Annotated in this window: 15 protein-coding genes and 3 pseudogenes; 7 read left to right on the top strand and 11 right to left on the bottom strand. The window is 67.9% G+C overall.

The window, feature by feature from the left end:
* Positions 1-566: 566 nt before the first annotated feature.
* Positions 567-1,163: a hypothetical protein gene (locus ACTRO_RS16325; protein ID WP_034263958.1), complete on the top strand. Its 597-nt coding sequence runs from the start codon at positions 567-569 to the stop codon at positions 1,161-1,163.
* A gap of 69 nt (positions 1,164-1,232) precedes the next feature.
* On the opposite strand, the gene ACTRO_RS16320 is transcribed toward ACTRO_RS16325, so the two are convergent.
* From ACTRO_RS16320 to ACTRO_RS43425, 7 genes and pseudogenes are all read right to left on the bottom strand, one after another.
* On the bottom strand, positions 1,233-1,433 hold the full coding sequence (locus tag ACTRO_RS16320) for a hypothetical protein (RefSeq protein ID WP_034263957.1): 201 nt from the start codon (positions 1,431-1,433) through the stop codon (positions 1,233-1,235).
* A gap of 3 nt (positions 1,434-1,436) precedes the next feature.
* The gene (locus tag ACTRO_RS48120; protein WP_169739907.1) at positions 1,437-1,901 is read right to left on the bottom strand and encodes an LppP/LprE family lipoprotein; all 465 of its coding nucleotides are present in this window, start codon (positions 1,899-1,901) and stop codon (positions 1,437-1,439) included.
* A gap of 145 nt (positions 1,902-2,046) precedes the next feature.
* The gene (locus tag ACTRO_RS48115; RefSeq protein WP_034263956.1) at positions 2,047-5,325 is read right to left on the bottom strand and encodes a WD40 repeat domain-containing protein; all 3,279 of its coding nucleotides are present in this window, start codon (positions 5,323-5,325) and stop codon (positions 2,047-2,049) included.
* Positions 5,322-6,455, bottom strand: a complete 1,134-nt coding sequence (locus ACTRO_RS16305; protein ID WP_034263954.1) for a hypothetical protein — start codon at positions 6,453-6,455, stop codon at positions 5,322-5,324. The genes ACTRO_RS48115 and ACTRO_RS16305 overlap by 4 nt, the downstream gene beginning before the upstream one ends.
* Positions 6,456-6,604: 149 nt before the next feature.
* Positions 6,605-7,444, bottom strand: coding sequence for a tRNA nucleotidyltransferase/poly(A) polymerase family protein (locus ACTRO_RS16300; protein ID WP_157436280.1), 840 nt, complete (start codon positions 7,442-7,444; stop codon positions 6,605-6,607).
* A gap of 759 nt (positions 7,445-8,203) precedes the next feature.
* Positions 8,204-8,791: a hypothetical protein gene (locus tag ACTRO_RS16295; RefSeq protein WP_034263949.1), complete on the bottom strand. Its 588-nt coding sequence runs from the start codon at positions 8,789-8,791 to the stop codon at positions 8,204-8,206.
* Position 8,792: 1 nt separating this feature from the next.
* Positions 8,793-9,284, bottom strand: a pseudogene (locus ACTRO_RS43425) (glycosyl hydrolase); the annotation flags it as partial.
* 46 nt (positions 9,285-9,330) lie between these two features.
* Here ACTRO_RS43425 and ACTRO_RS51620 point away from each other — a divergent pair.
* Both ACTRO_RS51620 and ACTRO_RS51430 read left to right on the top strand, forming a co-directional pair.
* Complete coding sequence (locus ACTRO_RS51620) at positions 9,331-10,026, top strand: GIY-YIG nuclease family protein (RefSeq protein WP_483758479.1); 696 nt, start codon at positions 9,331-9,333, stop codon at positions 10,024-10,026.
* 530 nt (positions 10,027-10,556) lie between these two features.
* Positions 10,557-10,820: pseudogene (locus ACTRO_RS51430) on the top strand (transposase); the annotation flags it as partial.
* A 125-nt stretch (positions 10,821-10,945) separates the two neighbouring features.
* Here ACTRO_RS51430 and nadC read toward each other — a convergent pair.
* From nadC to nadA, 3 genes are read right to left on the bottom strand one after another with little or no spacing between them, the layout of a single operon-like run.
* Positions 10,946-11,845 carry a carboxylating nicotinate-nucleotide diphosphorylase gene (nadC, locus tag ACTRO_RS16280; RefSeq protein ID WP_084316305.1) on the bottom strand — a complete coding sequence of 300 codons (900 nt, stop codon included), beginning with the start codon at positions 11,843-11,845 and terminating at the stop codon, positions 10,946-10,948.
* The gene (nadB, locus tag ACTRO_RS16275) at positions 11,842-13,431 is read right to left on the bottom strand and encodes an L-aspartate oxidase (RefSeq protein ID WP_157436278.1); all 1,590 of its coding nucleotides are present in this window, start codon (positions 13,429-13,431) and stop codon (positions 11,842-11,844) included. Before nadB ends, nadC begins: the two co-directional genes overlap by 4 nt.
* Positions 13,432-13,460: 29 nt before the next feature.
* Positions 13,461-14,456: a quinolinate synthase NadA gene (gene nadA, locus ACTRO_RS16270; protein WP_034263947.1), complete on the bottom strand. Its 996-nt coding sequence runs from the start codon at positions 14,454-14,456 to the stop codon at positions 13,461-13,463.
* Positions 14,457-14,655: 199 nt separating this feature from the next.
* Between nadA and ACTRO_RS16265 the strand changes: the two genes are divergently transcribed.
* On the top strand, positions 14,656-15,324 hold the full coding sequence (locus ACTRO_RS16265; RefSeq protein ID WP_245594393.1) for an NUDIX hydrolase: 669 nt from the start codon (positions 14,656-14,658) through the stop codon (positions 15,322-15,324).
* 90 nt (positions 15,325-15,414) lie between these two features.
* Here ACTRO_RS16265 and ACTRO_RS50980 read toward each other — a convergent pair.
* Positions 15,415-15,738, bottom strand: a pseudogene (locus tag ACTRO_RS50980) (oxidoreductase); the annotation flags it as partial.
* A gap of 63 nt (positions 15,739-15,801) precedes the next feature.
* Between ACTRO_RS50980 and ACTRO_RS16260 the strand changes: the two are divergent.
* The 3 genes from ACTRO_RS16260 to ACTRO_RS16250 all read left to right on the top strand — a co-directional run bounded on the left by ACTRO_RS16260 (position 15,802) and on the right by ACTRO_RS16250 (position 17,656).
* Positions 15,802-16,305 carry a DUF3592 domain-containing protein gene (locus tag ACTRO_RS16260; RefSeq protein ID WP_034263945.1) on the top strand — a complete coding sequence of 168 codons (504 nt, stop codon included), beginning with the start codon at positions 15,802-15,804 and terminating at the stop codon, positions 16,303-16,305.
* Between the two features lie 266 nt (positions 16,306-16,571).
* Positions 16,572-17,165, top strand: coding sequence for an HD domain-containing protein (locus tag ACTRO_RS16255; protein WP_034263943.1), 594 nt, complete (start codon positions 16,572-16,574; stop codon positions 17,163-17,165).
* On the top strand, positions 17,162-17,656 hold the full coding sequence (locus ACTRO_RS16250) for a hypothetical protein (RefSeq protein ID WP_034263941.1): 495 nt from the start codon (positions 17,162-17,164) through the stop codon (positions 17,654-17,656). The genes ACTRO_RS16255 and ACTRO_RS16250 overlap by 4 nt, the downstream gene beginning before the upstream one ends.
* Positions 17,657-17,697: the final 41 nt, after the last annotated feature.

Raw genomic sequence — 17,697 nt, 5'->3', positions numbered from 1 at the left:
AGCGCGACCGCGTCCTCCCTCATCTCGGCAATGGATCGGCCGATCCCTGCCGTGGTCACGTCCACGAGCCCGCGAAAGCCCGGACGATACCCGCGCCGGGCCCGGAGAGTCGGGGCGGCGATGTACAGTTCATCGCTGACGGTCCCGGTGCCGTAGGCATCCACGAACGGTCAATAGTCAGCCGGGAATCCGAGCCCCACCTCGCCGGCGGCCTCGTCCCACGGAACTGCTGCCCCGCTGATGCGAGGCGGCTCCATCAGCTCCGTGATCCGTGCAACTACGTCACCCACCCACTCCTCCAACCCGCAACGACACGGCCGCAACGGTACGCCCAACCACCGACCATTCCGGCCGCCCAAAGGAAACTCGCATCACGCCCTCTCGCTGGGCGTTTGAGCATGTCATGTCATGACGCAGTGGACAGATCGGATGGGCGGTGTGTCCGATCCAGACCACGTTCACCGGTCGAGCCTGTGTACGTCCCGCGGCCCATCGTCGACCTTCGTCACGTCCCGTGTCCGGGTCGCGCTGTGAAAGGATGCCGATCCGGAGGGGAGGCGAGCGTCATGGGAATCGACTACAGCTTCGAGATCTTCGTGCCCGCCGGTAACGTCGCGCGGGCGCTGACCCTGCTCGCCGAGCTCGCACCGCAGTGCGACCGCGACCGGCTGCCGTTGCGGGTTGACCTTCCGGGCGGTGAGCGGCTTTCCCTTCCGTTCACCTCCGGGTTCGAGCATCGTCCGATCGACGCGTCCTCGGCCGACGTGCTCGACCTCGAGACGTGGATCATGTTCGGTGCCGACGACGCGGTCCGCGAGCACCGCAATCCCGCGGCCGAGATCGACGAACTGGGCCGGGTGGAGGTTGGCTACATCTACCTCACCGTCACGTTCGCGCGCGCAAGGCACGCCCGTTTCGCCTCGTTGGACTTCACGGCGGCCGCCACGTCGATGAGCCTGATGTTCCAGCAGTCCGAGAGCGTCCGGAAGACGTTCACCGACCTCACCGTGGCCAGTGGCGGTGTGTGCTGCCTGCTCGATACGCAGACCGAGGTCCACGACATCTGCTGGCTCAACGGTGAGCCGATGCGTGAGACGGTTCCCGGGCCCCGCTTCGTGGGCTTTCACGACCTCGTCGCCGCCTGGCCCGACCCTCCTGGCTAGGGTAATTCCGGGCCGGGCTCCCGACGGCGATAGTCAGCCAGTCAGAGCCGTCGAACACGATCAGCACGTTCACGATCGCGAGGATGGGCACCGCACCGCCGCGTTGGCCCAGGCGAGCTCGAGGGCGAGCGCGACCAGACCGAGCGTCTGCACGAGGGCGCCTGCGCCGAGCAGGACCGAAAGGTTGGCGCTGCTCAACGACAGCCGGCTTTGCAACCGTGCCAGGTCGTCGGATTCCCACCAGGTGAAACAGATGGTCAGCAGAGCCACGGCTTATAGTCCCGCGCCCAAGCGAGGCGGGCTTGGAACGGGCACGGATCGGGCGTTCGGCCCGACGGCAACTATGCGCGTGCCGTTCCAACGGTAGTCGGCCGTGAAAGCACCGGATGGGCAGCAGATGCCGTCTTTGGGAAGATAACGCGGGATGTCTACGATGACGTCGGTGCCATCCTGCTCCACGAACCGGACAAGTTGCGGGTCCGCGTTATCGATCCATGCGACGTACTTCGCGCCCTCGAAGAAGGCGATCCCGCCGCAATGGCCGTCCGCCGAGCCGGTGCACATTGCGGCCAGGGCGTGAAGCGCTCCTGTGCGCTGGCTCGCGGGCGGCCCGACGACGACCGTCAGATAGTGCCCGGCGAGCTCGCCGGCTGCCGCCGAGTAGTCGAATTCCCCCGCGGCTCCAGCGGATGAGGTTGTCGGCGGAAGCTGGGTGAGTCCCAGATTGGGCGTGGCCACAGAAGTCTTCGAGGCCTGGCTGCTCGTGGACGTGCACCCTGTGGCGGCAACGGTGGTGGGGAGTACGAACAGCCAGAGCCCGAAGCTTCTCAGAGCCATGTGACGTCGACCACTCGCCCGTCTGGGCAAACGATACTGGTCCCGGTCAGCCGCAGGGTTGATCGGTGACCTCCGCCCCCACGCCCACGGTCTCGCCGGCCTGCAGATCACGTGAAACCACGGAGCAGATCTCGCGAGCCCACTGTTCGGGGTCTGCCGAGAACTGGAGGGGGGCACCGATCGGCGAGTCGAGCTCATCAGCGGAATACTCCATCGTTATTTGAAACCTGGTCCCGGTAGGGTCGGCTGCGAGCTGAGTGATCTGAAGCTGCGGCGGCACCCTCAGCGTGTTCTCGTTTCCGGGCGTCGTCTCCAGATAGAGAGCCGTTTCCGCCCCGCCGGCTACGGCCCCATCATCGAGTACTGCGAGAAATTGATCATCGGCAGCCAGGTCCGAAAGCGCCGGGCTCAGGCTTCCCTTGGAAACGAGCCCCGACAGTACGTTCCCATCGATGGTGGAGACGGATATGTATCGGCCGTCCGGGCTGAGTCGCCAATGGTCGATTCCACCCGGGACGGGTCCGATCGTCGCTACTTCTTTTACCGGCGACAAACTCCACAGCTCGATGTCGTCTGTTGCCGGGTTCATGAGCGCGACCGAGCTTGCGCCGCCGGTCGATGTCGTCGAGAAGGCGCTGCCGAGGGGAAGCGAGGAGGCGTACGGGTCTCTGACGCCGGGCCCGATCCTGGTGTGATCGAGGAGGTTCCACCGCTCGAACACCCCACCCGTCTCTGTGATCAGGGTTCCATCGGGTGCGAATTCGAAGCCGTCGACGGTCGTGTTCGGCGCAGGTGTGCCGGCAGAGGAGCCCACCGGAAGGTAGGTGACGGCCGCTCCGGTTTGTTGCTCGGTCACCTCCAGTTGCGGCCAGAGTGAGGCCGGACCCGGAGCCTGTGGATCGAAGCCCACCTCGATATGCCCGTTCGGGCTTAAGAGGGGTCGGACTGTGGAAGTCTCCGGACTCGGAATCTGCGAGGCGGGGTCGTGTGTCTGAAGGTAACCGGCGAACTTGTCCGTGGCCGCCACAATCCGCGTGCCGTCGCTCGATGCGGCGACGACATCGGCACCGGAAGACCATGAGCCCGTCGAGAACGTCGACTTGACCGCGCCGTCGCGCAGGTCCACGACTTTGCCGACTCCCGGGACGTTGTAGTTGCTCACGCCACCGGCGTTCTCGGGAGATTCGGTCTGGACGAGCGTGGAGTCCGTCAGCCAGCGTGCTTCGCTCGTATCCGTACAAGGCAGCGTGGATGCCACGTGCGGTATCGGTGCGCCGGTGCTGGGGTCGGTGAACCTCCAGTGGCCGGCGCTGCAGGCCGCGATCGCATCACCGTGTCCGGACACGATGGAGCCTGTGAGGGAGTTCAGCGCCGACTCGATCGTTGCGCCCGTGCGCGGATCCCACGAATAGAGTGATCCGCCCCCGCCCGTACCCTCTACCGCGTACAGGTCACCGCTCAGCGCGCCGAATCCGATCTGCGCGTAGCCGCCGATCGCATCTTCCGGGGTTGGCATGACGCGCTCGGTTCCGGCGGGAAGGGCAAGGGTGCGCAGGGTCTCCGAGCCGTCTGAGTAAGCCAGCAGGGTGCTGGACGGATTCCACGCCAGTACACCCGCGTTCTGGAAAGGGCCCACCGCCGGGTAGGGGAGGGTGAATGTCGCTCGGCGGGTGGCCGTGCTCCAGATCTTCATCGCTCCGTTCGTCATGATGGTGGCGAGCCATCTGCCGTCGGGTGAGATCTGCGCACGTGCGACGTCCGGCAGCGTCCACGCGGAGACGGGCGAAGCCGAATTCGGTCCCGTGTCATACATCGCGGCCTGGTTCTCGCCGGTGACCGATACCCAGCGGGCGTCCGAGTCCGCCGAGAACGTCTCCAGCGCTCCGTCAGCGTAGCTGTCCAAGATTTCGGAGTAGGGCGAGATCCCTGCGTATGCGTCGAACAGCGCTTGGATCGATTCCGGTGTGGCGGAGTCACGGTACGCAGCCACCGACAGCAGGGCGGCCGTATCACTGGATAGCGACGGGTGGTCCTCCACGTAGGTGGCGATGATCTGCGAATCCCTCGTGCGCTGCGCGGCCCCTACCGTGTGAAGAACGTGTGGCACGAGGATGCCGGCGCTGATCGAGACGCCGGCCACCAAAGCGGCCGTGATCCTGTTCCGCAGGGCGGCTCGGCTGATCACGCGGCTCTTTTTCGCAGCCTCCTGCCAAGTGTCGGCTCCGATGATCTCCGGGCCTTCGGTGCGCCGGGCCCGCTGAGCCTCCGCGGTGTTCGCACGCGGCACCACCACGCGGGTCATCTTCCCGGCGGCTTCGATCTTCTGGCGGTAGCCGCCCACCGGGATCATCCGACCGCCGTCGTCGACTCCGCCCACGATGGCCGTCCTGGCTCTGATCCGGCGGATCACAAAGGCGTTGACGAACGGCGCGCTGGTACGGCAGGCCTCGTTGACCGCGACTGTGAAGGCGCCGGTCAGAGAGATGTCATAGACCCGGTCGATGGGCCCGGCCGGATCGGTGAGGCGCCACAGCACTGTGCCCCGGGCCAGCCGGCCGCCCTGGCTCCACGCGGTGCGCAGGCCCGAGAGGAAACCGGCGTCGCCGCTGAACAGAGCCATGGACCACAGATCGGGCACGAGCGCGGGGGGCAACTCCCGCCGCATGCGGATCTGGAGGGTGGCGCACTGGCCGTCTTCCCCCTTGTCGAGGAGCGTCTCGATCGCGGCCGATCCACGGCTCCTGCTTCGACGTGCGGGCGATCTGCCTTCGTTCCGGGCCGGATCGCCCAGCTCGGCCGCCCAGAGGACGGCCGCGAAGCCGAGCGGTTCGTCCGCGAGCAGTTCGGCCAGCAGGCTGAGTCTGCGGGAGTGCACAGAGCCCCATTCCACGCGCCGCAGATCCGTCCCGACCGGCAAGAATATGTGCGCGTGGTCGAACCAGACCAAGGCGGTGGCGGCGTGCCCGAGTACTTCCGACTCGTCGTCGATGAGCGCCAGGCCGAGGGAGGCCAGCGCGCGCATCGCGTTGAGCTGACATTCCGCAGTGCCGTTGTACGGTCCTATGGCAATGCTCTCACCCATGGCGCCGGATCGCCCTTTGAACAACTCGTGCAGCGGCGTCGTGGCGTGGCACATCGCCTTGAGCGCCGTGATATCGCGTTCGACGACGCAGGCGACGATGAACGTGAGGAGGAGTTGCTCGGCGCCGGTGAGCGCCTGATACATCACCAGTTCGCTCTCAAGGAACTCCATCTCCTCGGTGAGCAGGCTTCGCACGTCCTCCACCGTGTAGCCCGAACCGGTGGACTCGTGGGTCGCGGTCATCGCCAGCCTTCGCTTTCCGCTGCGGCCACGGCCATGCTGACCGGGTGGTGGTCGACAAGCGCCGCGGCCGCGGTCCGCCAAACGGATTTGCCGGCGTTGTCCGCGGCCCATAGCGACGGACGCAGTACCTCGGGCGTATGCTCGGCGAGCTCGCGGGCCCCGACCGGCCCGAGGTCGGCCTGGACCGTGAACCGCTCCGGCGCGGACAGGCTCATCACTCCGGAGAGCCGGCGCGCTCTGACTTCCAAGGCCACCCAGTACCAGGCGGCGCCCTCGTCTGTGATGATCCGCACCGGCTGGAAGACCGCCGCCTCGTAGGACGCGAGCAGTTGCGCACGCAGATCGTCAGCGGGAACGGCGTAGTCGATGGCGACGCTGAGCGTCCCGGCTTGGTTCACCTGAGCGGTCACCCGCAGCCGGCTGTCGTCCGCGAACTGCCGGCTCTCGAACCGGACGCCGCTGCTAGCCGCGAACTTCGTCATCTCGCGGGTGAGCCTCGCGGAGAAGAAGACCGCGGCGGTGTCCGTCAGCCGCGCCGAGGTCACTGTGGCGATGTGGGTCAGGAACGGGTTGGCCTCGCCGATCAGCGCCAGGGCTCGCACGAACGCCCGCGCGGTGCTCGGCGGCAGCCTCCGGACGTCACAGAGGTAAAGGCCCTGGCAGAGGGCGGTGGCGCCGACGCGGATCAGCCCCTGGTCCGCTTCGGCGAGGCCGAGGTGAAGCTGCTCGAGCGGACCCGTAACCTGGGTGATGGCGGGAGTGAACAGGTGGCCGAGCGCGCGCACCGGTGCCGGCGGATCGCCTCGGAGCAGCCCGACGACCGACCGGCAGACCGACTCGACATCGTGCCAGGGCAGGATGTGAAAGAGCTCCGGCGGTGGATCTCCCTCGTGCGCGAGCCGGGACAAGAGCAGATAGCGGATCTCAGATGCCTGATCCGCGAGCTCCGCGAGCTCGGACTCGCTGAGGTTCGGCTGCGGCCATTGCCGCTCGATGTCGGCGATCAGGGCCACCGCCTGCTCATCGGCCGGAAGTGGCGCCCCGTAATTGTCGAGCTCGACGACAGTTTCCCCTGACTCGGGCGCGTACAGGCCCAGCGCCTGGTAGGCACGGCCGTCCCGATCGGCCACCAGGCAGCTGCGCCTTTCCCAGCCCTGGCCGAAACGAGGAAGCCAGCGCGCGTCCGCACGTTCCGCTCCGTCGTTCACGGGCCCGGGCGTCGGCGGGTCCGTGGGAAGAGTACGCGCGATCCAGTCACTCAGCGGACGGTGTGCGGCCTTCATGAGGCATCTCCCAGCAGCGCGCGCACCAGATCGACCGCGGCCGGGCCGAGACGACCGGCGAGTCGCAACTGCAGTTCGGGCGAAGCGTCGACGACGTACTCCGCGCGGAGTTCGCAGAGCTCGCGCCAGGCGGCAGCGGTCAGTCGCTCCGCCCAATTGCCGGGCACCGTGGACACCCACGCCGACATCGACGTCAGGTCGAGGTCATGTGACCCTTCCCAGCGCAACAGGAACTTGATCGCGCGCAGAATGACCACCGCCTGCTGCTCAGCCTCAGCAGGCCGACGCCGGCTCAGGAGCCTGCGCGGGACGTCGGTCAGATCGGCGAGGCCGCCGACCGGGTCGAGCACATCAGCGCGCCGTGGATCGTAGTAGATGCTGTTGATCGTGAGATCTCGGCATTCGGCGTCCTGCGCTATGTCACTGCAGCTGACCGGGAACGGCCAGCCGTTCATGTTCAGCGCACGGTACTCGTACAAACGGTCGCCGCCGGCCCGTACCTCGGCCGAGCACACCAGCGAGTCAGGGCTCACCTTTTCCCGGGACTCCATACCCAGCCGCGTGCGCGCGCACCGGGCGATCTGCGAGAAGTGGCCGGCCGGCGCCGTTCCGGCGAGATCCATGTCGCCGACCTCGCCGTCGCCGGAGATCGTGTCGCGTGTCGCGCCACCGACAAGCCAGACCTCGTGCTGAGCGCCGTCGATCGCGTTGACGAGCTCGTCGAGGACGGCAGTCCACGGTCGCCCCGGCGACCGCAGCAGCGCCGTCATCCTCCTCGGCAGGGCCTCGTCGATCGCGGCCGCCTTCCGCACGTGCTTTTGCGCCAACCGCAGCACCGGCGCCGACGCGAGTTCGAGGGCGTCTGCGGCGCTCCGCGGCACCGGGCGGTTCGGCGGCGCCGCACAGTCCTGGTCCTTGCGCAGCAGCAGGAGATCGTTGGACGCATCCGGAAAAGGTGAGGGGTGGAAGGCGAATCCCGCGACTTCGCCTTCGGCCAGGATGTCGCCGCTGAGGACGGGCCCGCACGGCTCCCTTGAGTACGGCACTGCTCCTCCACAGAACACGCAACGTGAGACCGGATGCGCCGCACCCGCAGGGCGGAATCCGTTCACGAGCAGGAAGAAGACCGCCGAAGGGTGGCTGGCGGTAGACGCCGATGGCAGGCGAGTCCTCTAACGTAGCACGCGTACTAAGGCGATGTGCGGGTTTTGATTCGCCCGTCCATCCTCGCCGCCCAAGAGTCTTCCACCACGCGGCTGACTCGATAAGCATCGGATACCTGATGGTCGGTCACCTCGGGGATCAGCACATTGAGTGTGCCCTACTCGAACAGCCCACCGGCGCGCAGCGCAAACCGTCGGTGGCAGAAGCAGAGGGCGCCTGGGGCGGGCCGTGGAGGACGACTCCGATCAGGTTCCCCAGACCAGGCACGCTCAAGAGGATTCTGCGTGCGCCCAACGCCGCTGTCTCACAGCAGGCCACCGCACCGAGCGTTCCCGTATTCGGACGCGCTGTCACTGGCGCTGCTCATGCGGCGACCGCTCTCAGCGCGGCGGCTGGTCCATCAGTTCCGACGCGGAGTGGGCTTCCAAGCGTTAGGACGAGCTTTCTTCAGGCACGCTCGCAGGGGAGGAGGAGGCGACCGTGGCGGGCGGGCTGGCTGGCGGCGTCGGGCTCGCCGAGGGGGAAGCCGGAGCAGAGGCGGGAGCGGAGGCCGAGGCCGGGGCGGATTGCCGGACCGTGGCGGGCGGCGTCGAGCTGTTGGTGGTGCGCGGCGCGGCCACGGTGGCCGAGGCGGCCCCGGCGGGCAGGTGGACGGGCGCGGTGTGCCAGGTGGCCCGGCTGGTCTGCGGCATGGTCAGTCGGCCGTTCGTCCAGGTGTGCGAGGCGGGCTGCACAGACTGGACGGCGGCGGCGGCGCTGCTCGGGTCGCTCACCACGCTTGGCGCGACCGGGAAGACGGTGCCGGGGCCGGAGTGCAGGGAGACGGTGAGGGCGGCCGCGGTGATCGTGACGACGATGGCGGCTGCGGTGCCCCCGACGATGGTCGTCCTCGAGAGCTGAAGGCGGTCCCGCAGCGTGGCCTCGTCGCGCCACCGCGCGGCCAGATCGGTGGCCGTGGGCGACTCCATCTCCCCGGTCTTCTCAAGCTCCTCGCGGCCGGGGTCGTTCTCGGTGACCATCTCAGCCCGCCGATCCGGCTGTGGCGATCGGCTGCGCCCTGATCGCGGTGTGCCACGCGGCGAAAGCGGCCGGGTCGCTCTCGAGCGTCCAGTCCACCTGCTTGCCGTGAGCCGTGCCGTAGTCGAAGTAGGCGAACGCGCTCAGGCGCGGGTCACCGGCCACGCCCTCGATCTCCCGCTCGGTCGGGCCGTGGAGCGTCGTGTACGCCCCCTGGCCCTGGTATCCGGTCCAGTAGCCGATTATCCCGGCCCGGTCCACGCAGCGGGCGCCCGGCCGGTAGGGGGCGAGGGAGATGTTCGGCAGAGGATTGATCACGTTCGGGGACCACACCCACGCCACGTTATCGGCGCCCTGGGCGGTAGACACGCTATGGAGGTGGCGCCACGCCGCAGCGAATTGGCCGGCGGTGGCGTACTGGGCGCCGCCCGCGCCCCACGGGTGCCAGTTGTTGCCTTTGAACTCGTGGTCGAAGTCGAGCGGGACCGGGACGCCGTCCGCCCGCGCCTGGTCGGCCTGTCACCGCAGTAGTAGTCCGTACATGCATCGCGGATCGCGGGAGCTTGTGACGCGGCCTGGCGTGCTTTCGAGCCTGTACCTTCGGTGCAGTGACTTAGAGGGCTGGCAGGTCGGCAGCATCGCCTGTGGCATGCGGGTGCTTGCTGGCGCCGACCTCGTGGAGGAGGCATCCGTGGACGCTGCTGCGCTTGTTGCACCCGAGCGCTTGTGGTCTGCGAAGGATGTGCTCGTTAGGCCAAGCCCCATACCTGCGACGTCAGGGGTGTATGGCTGGCACTTCCGGCAGTCCCCATGCGCAGAGCTCCCGCGCGGTCAGCTGCTCTACGTGGGCATCGCGCCGCGTCACATGAAGACGCGTACGAGTACCCAGAACCTCCGGAAGCGGGTCCGCTACCACTTCCGCGGCAACGCGGCCGGCTCCACACTGCGACTCACGCTGGGATGCTTGCTCGGACTCGAGTTGCGGCGCGTGGGCAGCGGCGGACGTATGACTTTCTGTGCGGCCGGGGAGGCCCGTCTGAGCCAGTGGATGGCAGAGAATGCCCAGGTCTGCTGGTTCGAAGACCCGGAGCCGTGGACGGCGGAAAGTGAGCTGATCGCCCAGCTCGACTTGCCGCTCAACCTGGACCAGAACAGCCACAACGGCTTCCACCCACAGCTGAAAGAACTTCGCGCCCAGGCGCGCCAGCGTGCAAGAGACCTCCCAGTCAGCCATTGAAGGCGCGGAGTGGGGGAGAACCCGAGTTACCGCCGACGGGACGGGCTTCGTTGAAGAAAGCCCTGCTCACCCGTGCGCGTCTCCCTTCGCAGCGATTCAATGGGAGATTTCAGGGCCCTGCCTCGCGCACTGCGGAAGGTGGCCGAGGCGAGGCCAGATCGGACCGGCTCAGCGCGCCTGTCCCTCGACCTTCGCCGCGCTCACGCCGAATGATGAATCGCTGGTGAATCACAGGGACTCACGGGAAATCAACTACATCGTCGAGCCTTCGACCTGCGCGCAGCGCGGCGACCGTCGTGCACGCAGGTGAGTGATCCATGCACGGTGCGTGGAGGCGGCCGCCGCGTGGCCAGTATGGGCACGGTGCGAGCCGGCCGGTGCACTGCCGTACGCCGGGGGAGCGGATGACGTCCTGCGGCGTGGTGTAGCAGGGATCTTCGTATGGGCCCTGATCAGGGGGCGGCCATCGCGCGACTCTCCAAGTAGATGAAGACTCGATTCTGTGAAGGGCGCGCGATGGCCCTGTCCCAATCTGGCCTACTTCGCTTCGGCTCTCGGAGGCACTACGCTCGGCCGATGGCCTCGAGATGATCAGGGCACTGATGTAGCGGGTACTCCAGGATCTGATCGAGGTGGCGGCCACCGTGCACATCGGTACGGAACCGGGCGAGCACACCGAGACCCGCACCACCTGGCGCGACGGCCACCGGGGGAAGCCGGTGACTACGCGGGCCGGCTACGTCGGCTTGGCGATGCCGAAGGTGCGGGTCGGATCGTTCTTCCCGGTCCTGCTCTGCGCCGCCGTCGAAAAGGCGAATCGACGGAGTCACCCCGCGGGAGGACCTTCAGCACCCGCTGCCATCGCAGTGTTCGGACCTCGCTTGAACGCTGTCAGTGTGTCCCCGCGCAGGTCGGCGGTTCATCGATCCAGCAAGTCGATGCCCAGGTCGAGAGCTGGGCTGGAGTGTGTCAGCGAGCCGACGGACAAGAAGTCCACGCCTGTCTCCGCGACCGCGCGGGCATTCGCCAACTGGAGGCCGCCACTGGCTTCCAGGCCGGCTCCCGGGTATCGGCGGGCCAGGGTGACTGCCGTGCGCATGTCCGCGAGGTCCATGTTGTCCAACAGGATAAGGCCGACGCCCTCGGCCAATGCCTCGCTGACCTGTGCCAGGGTGTCGCACTCGACTTCCATCGGGAGGTCAGGGGCGGCTTCCCGGACCGCCCGGATCGCGGCCGTGATCCCGCCGGCGGCCACGACGTGGTTGTCCTTGATCAGGGCCGCGTCGCCGAGGCCGAACCGGTGGTTGGCCCCGCCGCCGCAGCGCACCGCGTACTTCTGCAGGAGCCGCAGTCCAGGCATGGTCTTGCGGGTGTCGCGGACGACGGCGCCGGTTCCGGTCACTGCGTCAGCCCAAGCGCGCGTGGCGGTGGCGATCCCGGACAGGTGGGTGAGGAAATTGAGCAGGGACGGCTCGGCGGATAACAGACTGGCCGGCGGGGCGCTCACGCGGATCACGGCCTGGCCGGCGTTGATCCGGTCGCCGTCGGTGGCCAGCGGCGTTGCGGCATCCAAGGAGATGCCCATGACATCGAGCACGGCGAGCGCGACCGGCAGGCCGGCCAGAACCCCGGGCTGGCGGGCAACCACATTGGCGGTGACGGTGGTATCGGGCCGAAGCGCGGCCGTGGTCGCCGAGGTGGTGACGTCGGGGCCATACCGGAAGTCTTCGGCGAGGGCCTCACGAACCAGGCGTTCCGTGTCGTCGGGGTCGAGTCCGGCGGCGAGCAGTCGATCTGTGACAGCGGAATTCAGGCTCACGCGGGTACTCCTATTTCCTGGATGGGTTGTTCCGAGCGGTCTATTCGCCCATTGCGCCAGCGCAGCACACTGTGCCTGGAAGGGCCGGTGGTCGGGGCGTCGCTGCGGCGATGGCAACCCCGGCTCTCGGCTCTGGCCAGCGCGGCCGTGGCGACGAGGAGCGAGGCTGTGTGCAGGCTGACCGTCTCGACGGTGGCAAGGCTGAGGCCGGATTCGTCCGAGGGCGATACCGAGTTCAGCTCAGCCAGCAGGCGCCTCAGTCCGGCGGCGTCTCGGGCGATTCCGGCGTGCCGTGACATCGCCTCGGCGAGCGCGGGCCGGTGGGCGGCGGATACGCCGGGACCGTGAGCCGGCGGCCGCAGGTTGCGCCTTTGTTCTGGGAGGTGCCGTCCGAGCAGGTCGCCGGCACGATGCCCGGTGATCAACGACTCGGTGAGCGAGTTGGACGCCAGCCGGTTGGCGCCGTGCACCCCGGTCGCGGCGGCCTCACCGACCGAGAAGAGTCCGGGCATCGAGGTCTGTCCGTCGAGCCCGGCCCGGATTCCGCCGCACGCGTAGTGGGCGCCGGGAGCGACCGGGATGGGTTCGGTGACGGGATCGATGCCGCGGGCCCGGCAGGCCGCGGTCACTGTCGGAAAGTCTTTTTCCAGCGCTGCGCGGCCGAGCGCGGTGGCGTCCAACCACAGGTGGTCGGTGCCACTTCGAGTGATCTGTTCCTGCATGGCCGCCGCGACGACGTCCCGCGGGGCCAAGTCGCCGAGCGGGTGCCGCCCGGCCATCACCGGCAGCCCCGCGGCGTCCACCAGTACCGCGCCGGCACCGCGCAACGCCTCGGTGATCAGTGGTTGCCGGCCCCGGGCCCCCTGCTGCCACAGTATGGTCGGATGGAATTGGACGAACTCGAGGTCGCGCAGGTCGGCCCCGGCCCGGGCGGCTATCGCAAGGCCATCCCCGGTGATACCGGCGGGGCTGGTCGTGGTCACGAACGCCTGGCCGAATCCGCCGGTGGCGAGGACGACGGCCCGAGCCTTGACGACCCCGGTGCGCAACGGTTGGCCACTCGAGCCGATCACGCCCGCGACCAGCCCGCCGGCCCGCCCGTCCGCATCGGTCAGGAGATCGAGCGCGATCGTCCCGCAGTGCACCTCCACCGGGCTGGCGGCCAGGGCGGCGGCGAGTATCCGATGGACCTCGGCCCCGGTCGCATCGCCACCCGCGTGCACGATTCGGCGGCGACTGTGTCCGGCTTCCAGACCCAAGGCGGTGCACTCCAGCCGGGCGCCGCGCCGGTTCAGTTGCTCGATCGTATTCGGAGCCGCGGCCACCAGGGCCGCAACCGCCGATGGTTCGCAAAGGCCGGCGCCCGCCTGCATCGTGTCGCTGCAGTGTAAGGACCCATCGTCGTCCGGCCCTATCGCGGCGGCCATGCCGCCCTGGGCCAATGCGGTGGCGCCGCCTCCCACCTCACCTTTGGACAACAGCACCACGTGCCGGCCGTGCGTTGCGGCGGCAAGCGCGGCACTGATGCCGGCTGCCCCCGAGCCGACCACCACGACATCGGCGTTCAGTTCCCAGTCCGATTCCACGGCAGGTAGGTGGCGGAGCATGGCGCGGCTCACTCTCCCACCGCCGAGGAGGACCCGGCCGCGATCATCGCTTCCACTGCCCGGCGGGCCCGTTCAGCCACGAACGGGTCGACGTGCACCTCGGTCGTGCCTTCGCGTAAGCATCGGAGCAGTGCGGCGGGTGTCGTCATCTTCATGAACTCGCACACGGCGCCCGGGTTGACCGGCTCCCACCGCACCGCCGGGTTCGCCTTCCGCAGCTGGTGCAGCATGCCGGTCTCGGTGGCGACCAGCACGGTTCGGGCACGGGTGGCGCGGGCGGCTGTGAGCATGCCCCCGGTGGACAGGATGCGGGTCCGCTCGGCCGGAAGGTCCCCCAGGCCCGCCTGCCACAGGGCGGGCGTCGCACAACCGCATTCGGGGTGGATGAAGAGTTCGGCCTCCGCGTCGGCTTGGGCCTTCCGGCGCAGTTCGGCCGGGCTGATGTCCGCATGCACGTGGCATTCACCGAGCCAGACGTGCAGGTTGGTGCGGCCCGTCACCCGGCGCACATGCGCGCCGAGGAACTGGTCGGGAAGGAAGAGGACCTCTCGTTCTTCCGGAACGGCGGCGACGATCTCCGCCGCGTTGGCGGACGTGCAGCACACGTCGGCTTCCGCCTTGACCTCGGCAGTGGTGTTGACGTACGCGACGACCGCGGCGCCCGGGTGCTCCGCCTTCCAGGCCCGCAGTTGCTCCGCATCGATGCTGTCCGCCAGCGAGCATCCCGCTCGCGGCTCGGGGATCAGCACCGTCCGCTGCGGCGCGAGGATCTTGGCCGTCTCGGCCATGAAATAGACCCCGGCGAAGACGATGGTGCTCGCGCTTGCCTCAGCTGCCAGACGGGAGAGGGCGAGCGAGTCTCCGACGTGGTCGGCGACGTCCTGGATCTCCGGGCTCTGGTAGTTGTGCGCGAGGATCACGGCGTCGCGCTCGGCGGCGAGCCGCCTGACCTCGTGCGCCCATGCCGTGCCGGCCTCTTGCGTGGCCGTCGCAGTGCCAGTCATCTTCTTCCTCTCCGCCGGGTTTTCGCCTATGAGTCGAAAACCATGTCAGCACAGTAGCATGAAGGATGTGCGCACCGAGCAGTCCCGTCCGGGCATGACCGATCCCGCAGCGGAGAGGGTGGTTGAAGCCGCTGAAGGCCCCGGCCCGGGGCCGTCACGCTCGAGAGCGGCGGACTGCTTCCCGCACGAGGTGTTGGGCGTGGTGCTCAGCGTGCGCAGCGGGCGTCTGCATGTGCTGCTGTGGCGTCGGGCCAACCCGCCGTTCGAAGGAAAATGGTCGCTCCCGTGTGGCCCTCTGGGCGGGGAGGAACGGCTGGGGGCCTCACTCAGCCGGCACCTGGCGGCCAAGGTGGACATCACCAGGATCGCCCACCTCGAGCAGCTCGAGACCCGAAGCGACCCGGCCCGCGACCCGCGCGGCCGATCGCTGGCCACCGCGTATCTGGCCCTGGTCGCCACCGACGCACAGCCGCGTATCCCGCCCGATACGGCGTGGCACGCGGTAGACGCCCTTCCGGCAACCGCCTACGATCACGGCTCGATCATCGGCTCGGCATGCGATCGGCTGCGGTCCAAGTTGTCCTACACCAACATCGGCTTCGCCTTGGCCCCGGACACCTTCACCATCGCCCAGCTACAGGACATCTATGCCGCCTCGCTCGGGCATTCGGTGGCCGCCACCAACCTGCAGCGGATCCTCACGCGGCGCGGAGTGATCGAGCCGACGCCCGGCACGGCCCGCCCGACCGCGGCCGGAGGCAGGCCGGCCAGCCTGTACCGGTTCGCAAGCCGCGAGCTGGTCGTCACCAACGCCTTCGCCGCATTCCGCCCGCCGGAGCCCGGCGCCCCTGCCGGATCGCCGGCATGACCCGGGCCGTGCCGAGTTGAGTCAGAAGGGTGTGAGCCCTTCGCGCCTCATGTCTGGCTGGAGTCGGCACGGTTTAGAACATTTAGAACACGGCCCGATGGCTTCCGCGACGGCATGGACCACGTCCAGGGCGAACCGGATGCGGTGTGCGACTTCGCCGCCGTAGCTGTCCTTGCGATGGTTGGTGTTCATAGCCAGGAATTGGTGGATGCGGTACCCGTTCGCGTCGTGTACCGCGTCGGTGACGCGCCGCCACCCTGCCACTTGCGCTTGGCGGTAGAGGGCGGGGATGGTGGGGTGTGCCTGGCCGACTGCGCTGGGGGTGGCGGCTTCGGCGATGATCAGTCTTGCGGAGGCGCGCTGGGCGTAGTCGTGATCAGTGAAACGGGTCGCTGTCGCCGGTCGGAATGACAAGCCATGTGATCACCAAGTGCGAGAATCAGTCGCTTACATGTCTCTACCAGGCAGGATGAAGTAGTGAGTGCCCGTCGCGCTCGGTGGTCGCCGTTTCAGTTGGTATGCATCGTTCTTTTCGGTGCGTTCGCCGCTCTCATGGTCGTCGGTGCAGTCATGTCGGCCCTGGACAGCGAATCGCTGAGGCACCATGGGGTGCAGGTCAGCGCGACCGCACTGGCCGACAGCGAGCAGCAAAAGAACACCTACTGTGACGTCCAGTTCGCCGACGCCGGCGGCAAGGTCTGGAACGTGCGCATCGACTCCAGTTGCGGAGCGCCCATCGGACACCAAGTCCCTGTCGTCTATGACCCGCGGGATCCCAACCACAGCGACTTCGCACTGGACCTTGGCGCAGGCCACATATTGTTCACCAGTGCCCTCTTTGTCGTCATCAGCCTGCTCTGCGCCGCCATGAGCGTATGGGCCCTACGGGCATCACGCGACCGATTCTCTGATATCAATCGTCGATTGCCACGCTGGCGCGCGCCCGATCGCCGCCCGACGAGCCACCGCCGCGACAGCTGACCGCATTGGTGCAAAAGGTGGGCGTCGGTAGCGGAGGCGCCCAGACGATCGCGCGGCAGAGGCGCCGGGCACCGCAGCGGAGTACAGCAATCGACGCGACGTTCAGCACTAATAGACGTCGCCTACCGATGCCCTGACGTAAGGCCGCCCTGATTTACGGGGCCTTGCCACAAGTCCGGGACGAAGAGCGCACTCGGCAGGTTCGAAGGGCTCATATGTCAGCCTCATGATGAGCTTCAGTGGTTGAAGGGCTTTAGTCTGTCCCGGTGACTGCTGCCGATGTGCTCTCGATTGCATGTGACGAAACCGAGCGGCCTGCGCTGCGCCCGCTGCCGGATGCGCCTGCGAGGCTGTTGTGTGATGTCGGCGCGCCGCCGCGGCTTGTCGCGCATCTCCGACTGGTGCACGACGTCGCGGTACAACTCATCGACTGGGTCAAGCGGCGCGGCTTGGACCTGAGCATCGACTCCGCAGCAGTCTGCTTCGGCGCGGCCACGCACGATATCGGCAAGACTCTGTACCCCGCCGAGCTCTCCGGACCCGGTGCACGGCATGAAGAAGCCGGCAGGGACCTGCTCGTCACCCATGGGGTCGCGCCGAATCTCGCACGCTTCGCAGCGACGCACGCGACGTGGACTCCGGCGACTGGGACCGAGGATCTGCTGGTGAGCCTGGCTGACAAGGTATGGAAGAACAAGCGGGTCCCAGAGCTTGAGAACCTCGTTGTCGATCGGCTGTCGGCGGCGAGCGGGTTGCCGGCCTGGGACGAGTTTCTCAAGCTCGACGAGGCGCTCACGGTCATCGGCGACCTTGCGGATGACCGCCTTTCCTACCAGATGCTATTTCCAGTCAGCCGTTGATCGACGAGACAGTCCATGCAGAGCTCGATATCACTTTGGGCGAACCGGTCGAAACCGTGGGGTCGTCCTCGGTACGCAGGCGTCGCCGGTGGTGGCTGCCGTACGCGGCACTCACCAGTGTGTTCGCGGCCGTCGTGGGGGGAGCCTGCGGTGCTTACTGGTTGACACGACATCACCAGCAGGCTCTTGCACTGCAGGCTGACGACCTGACCGCCGTCGTCGCGCTCAAGGCGGGTAGCGGGTTGAGCACGGTGTTCGACTCCGGCTACGGTGCGAAAGACGGTCAGCTGAAGCTGACCGGCCCCACGACGTTCTACGTGGCGTGTACGGCGGGACGTGTGGTCATCGGCCCGTTCACCGGCTCATGCGATAGCAAATCCGCTGTCTACGGTCCGTACGGCACTGCGGGCACGGTGATTCAGCTATCTTTGCCCGCGTCGCCTTGGGCGTTGCTCGCGCGGCCTGAAGACCAGGGCCAGAGCAGACCTTAGTACGGCAGTCAGAGACCGCCGCCGGCAGCCCGGTTGATCCC

It is taken from the genome of Actinospica robiniae DSM 44927, from assembly GCF_000504285.1.
Classification (GTDB): domain Bacteria; phylum Actinomycetota; class Actinomycetes; order Streptomycetales; family Catenulisporaceae; genus Actinospica; species Actinospica robiniae.
This window is presented reverse-complemented; position numbering and strand designations above follow the sequence as displayed.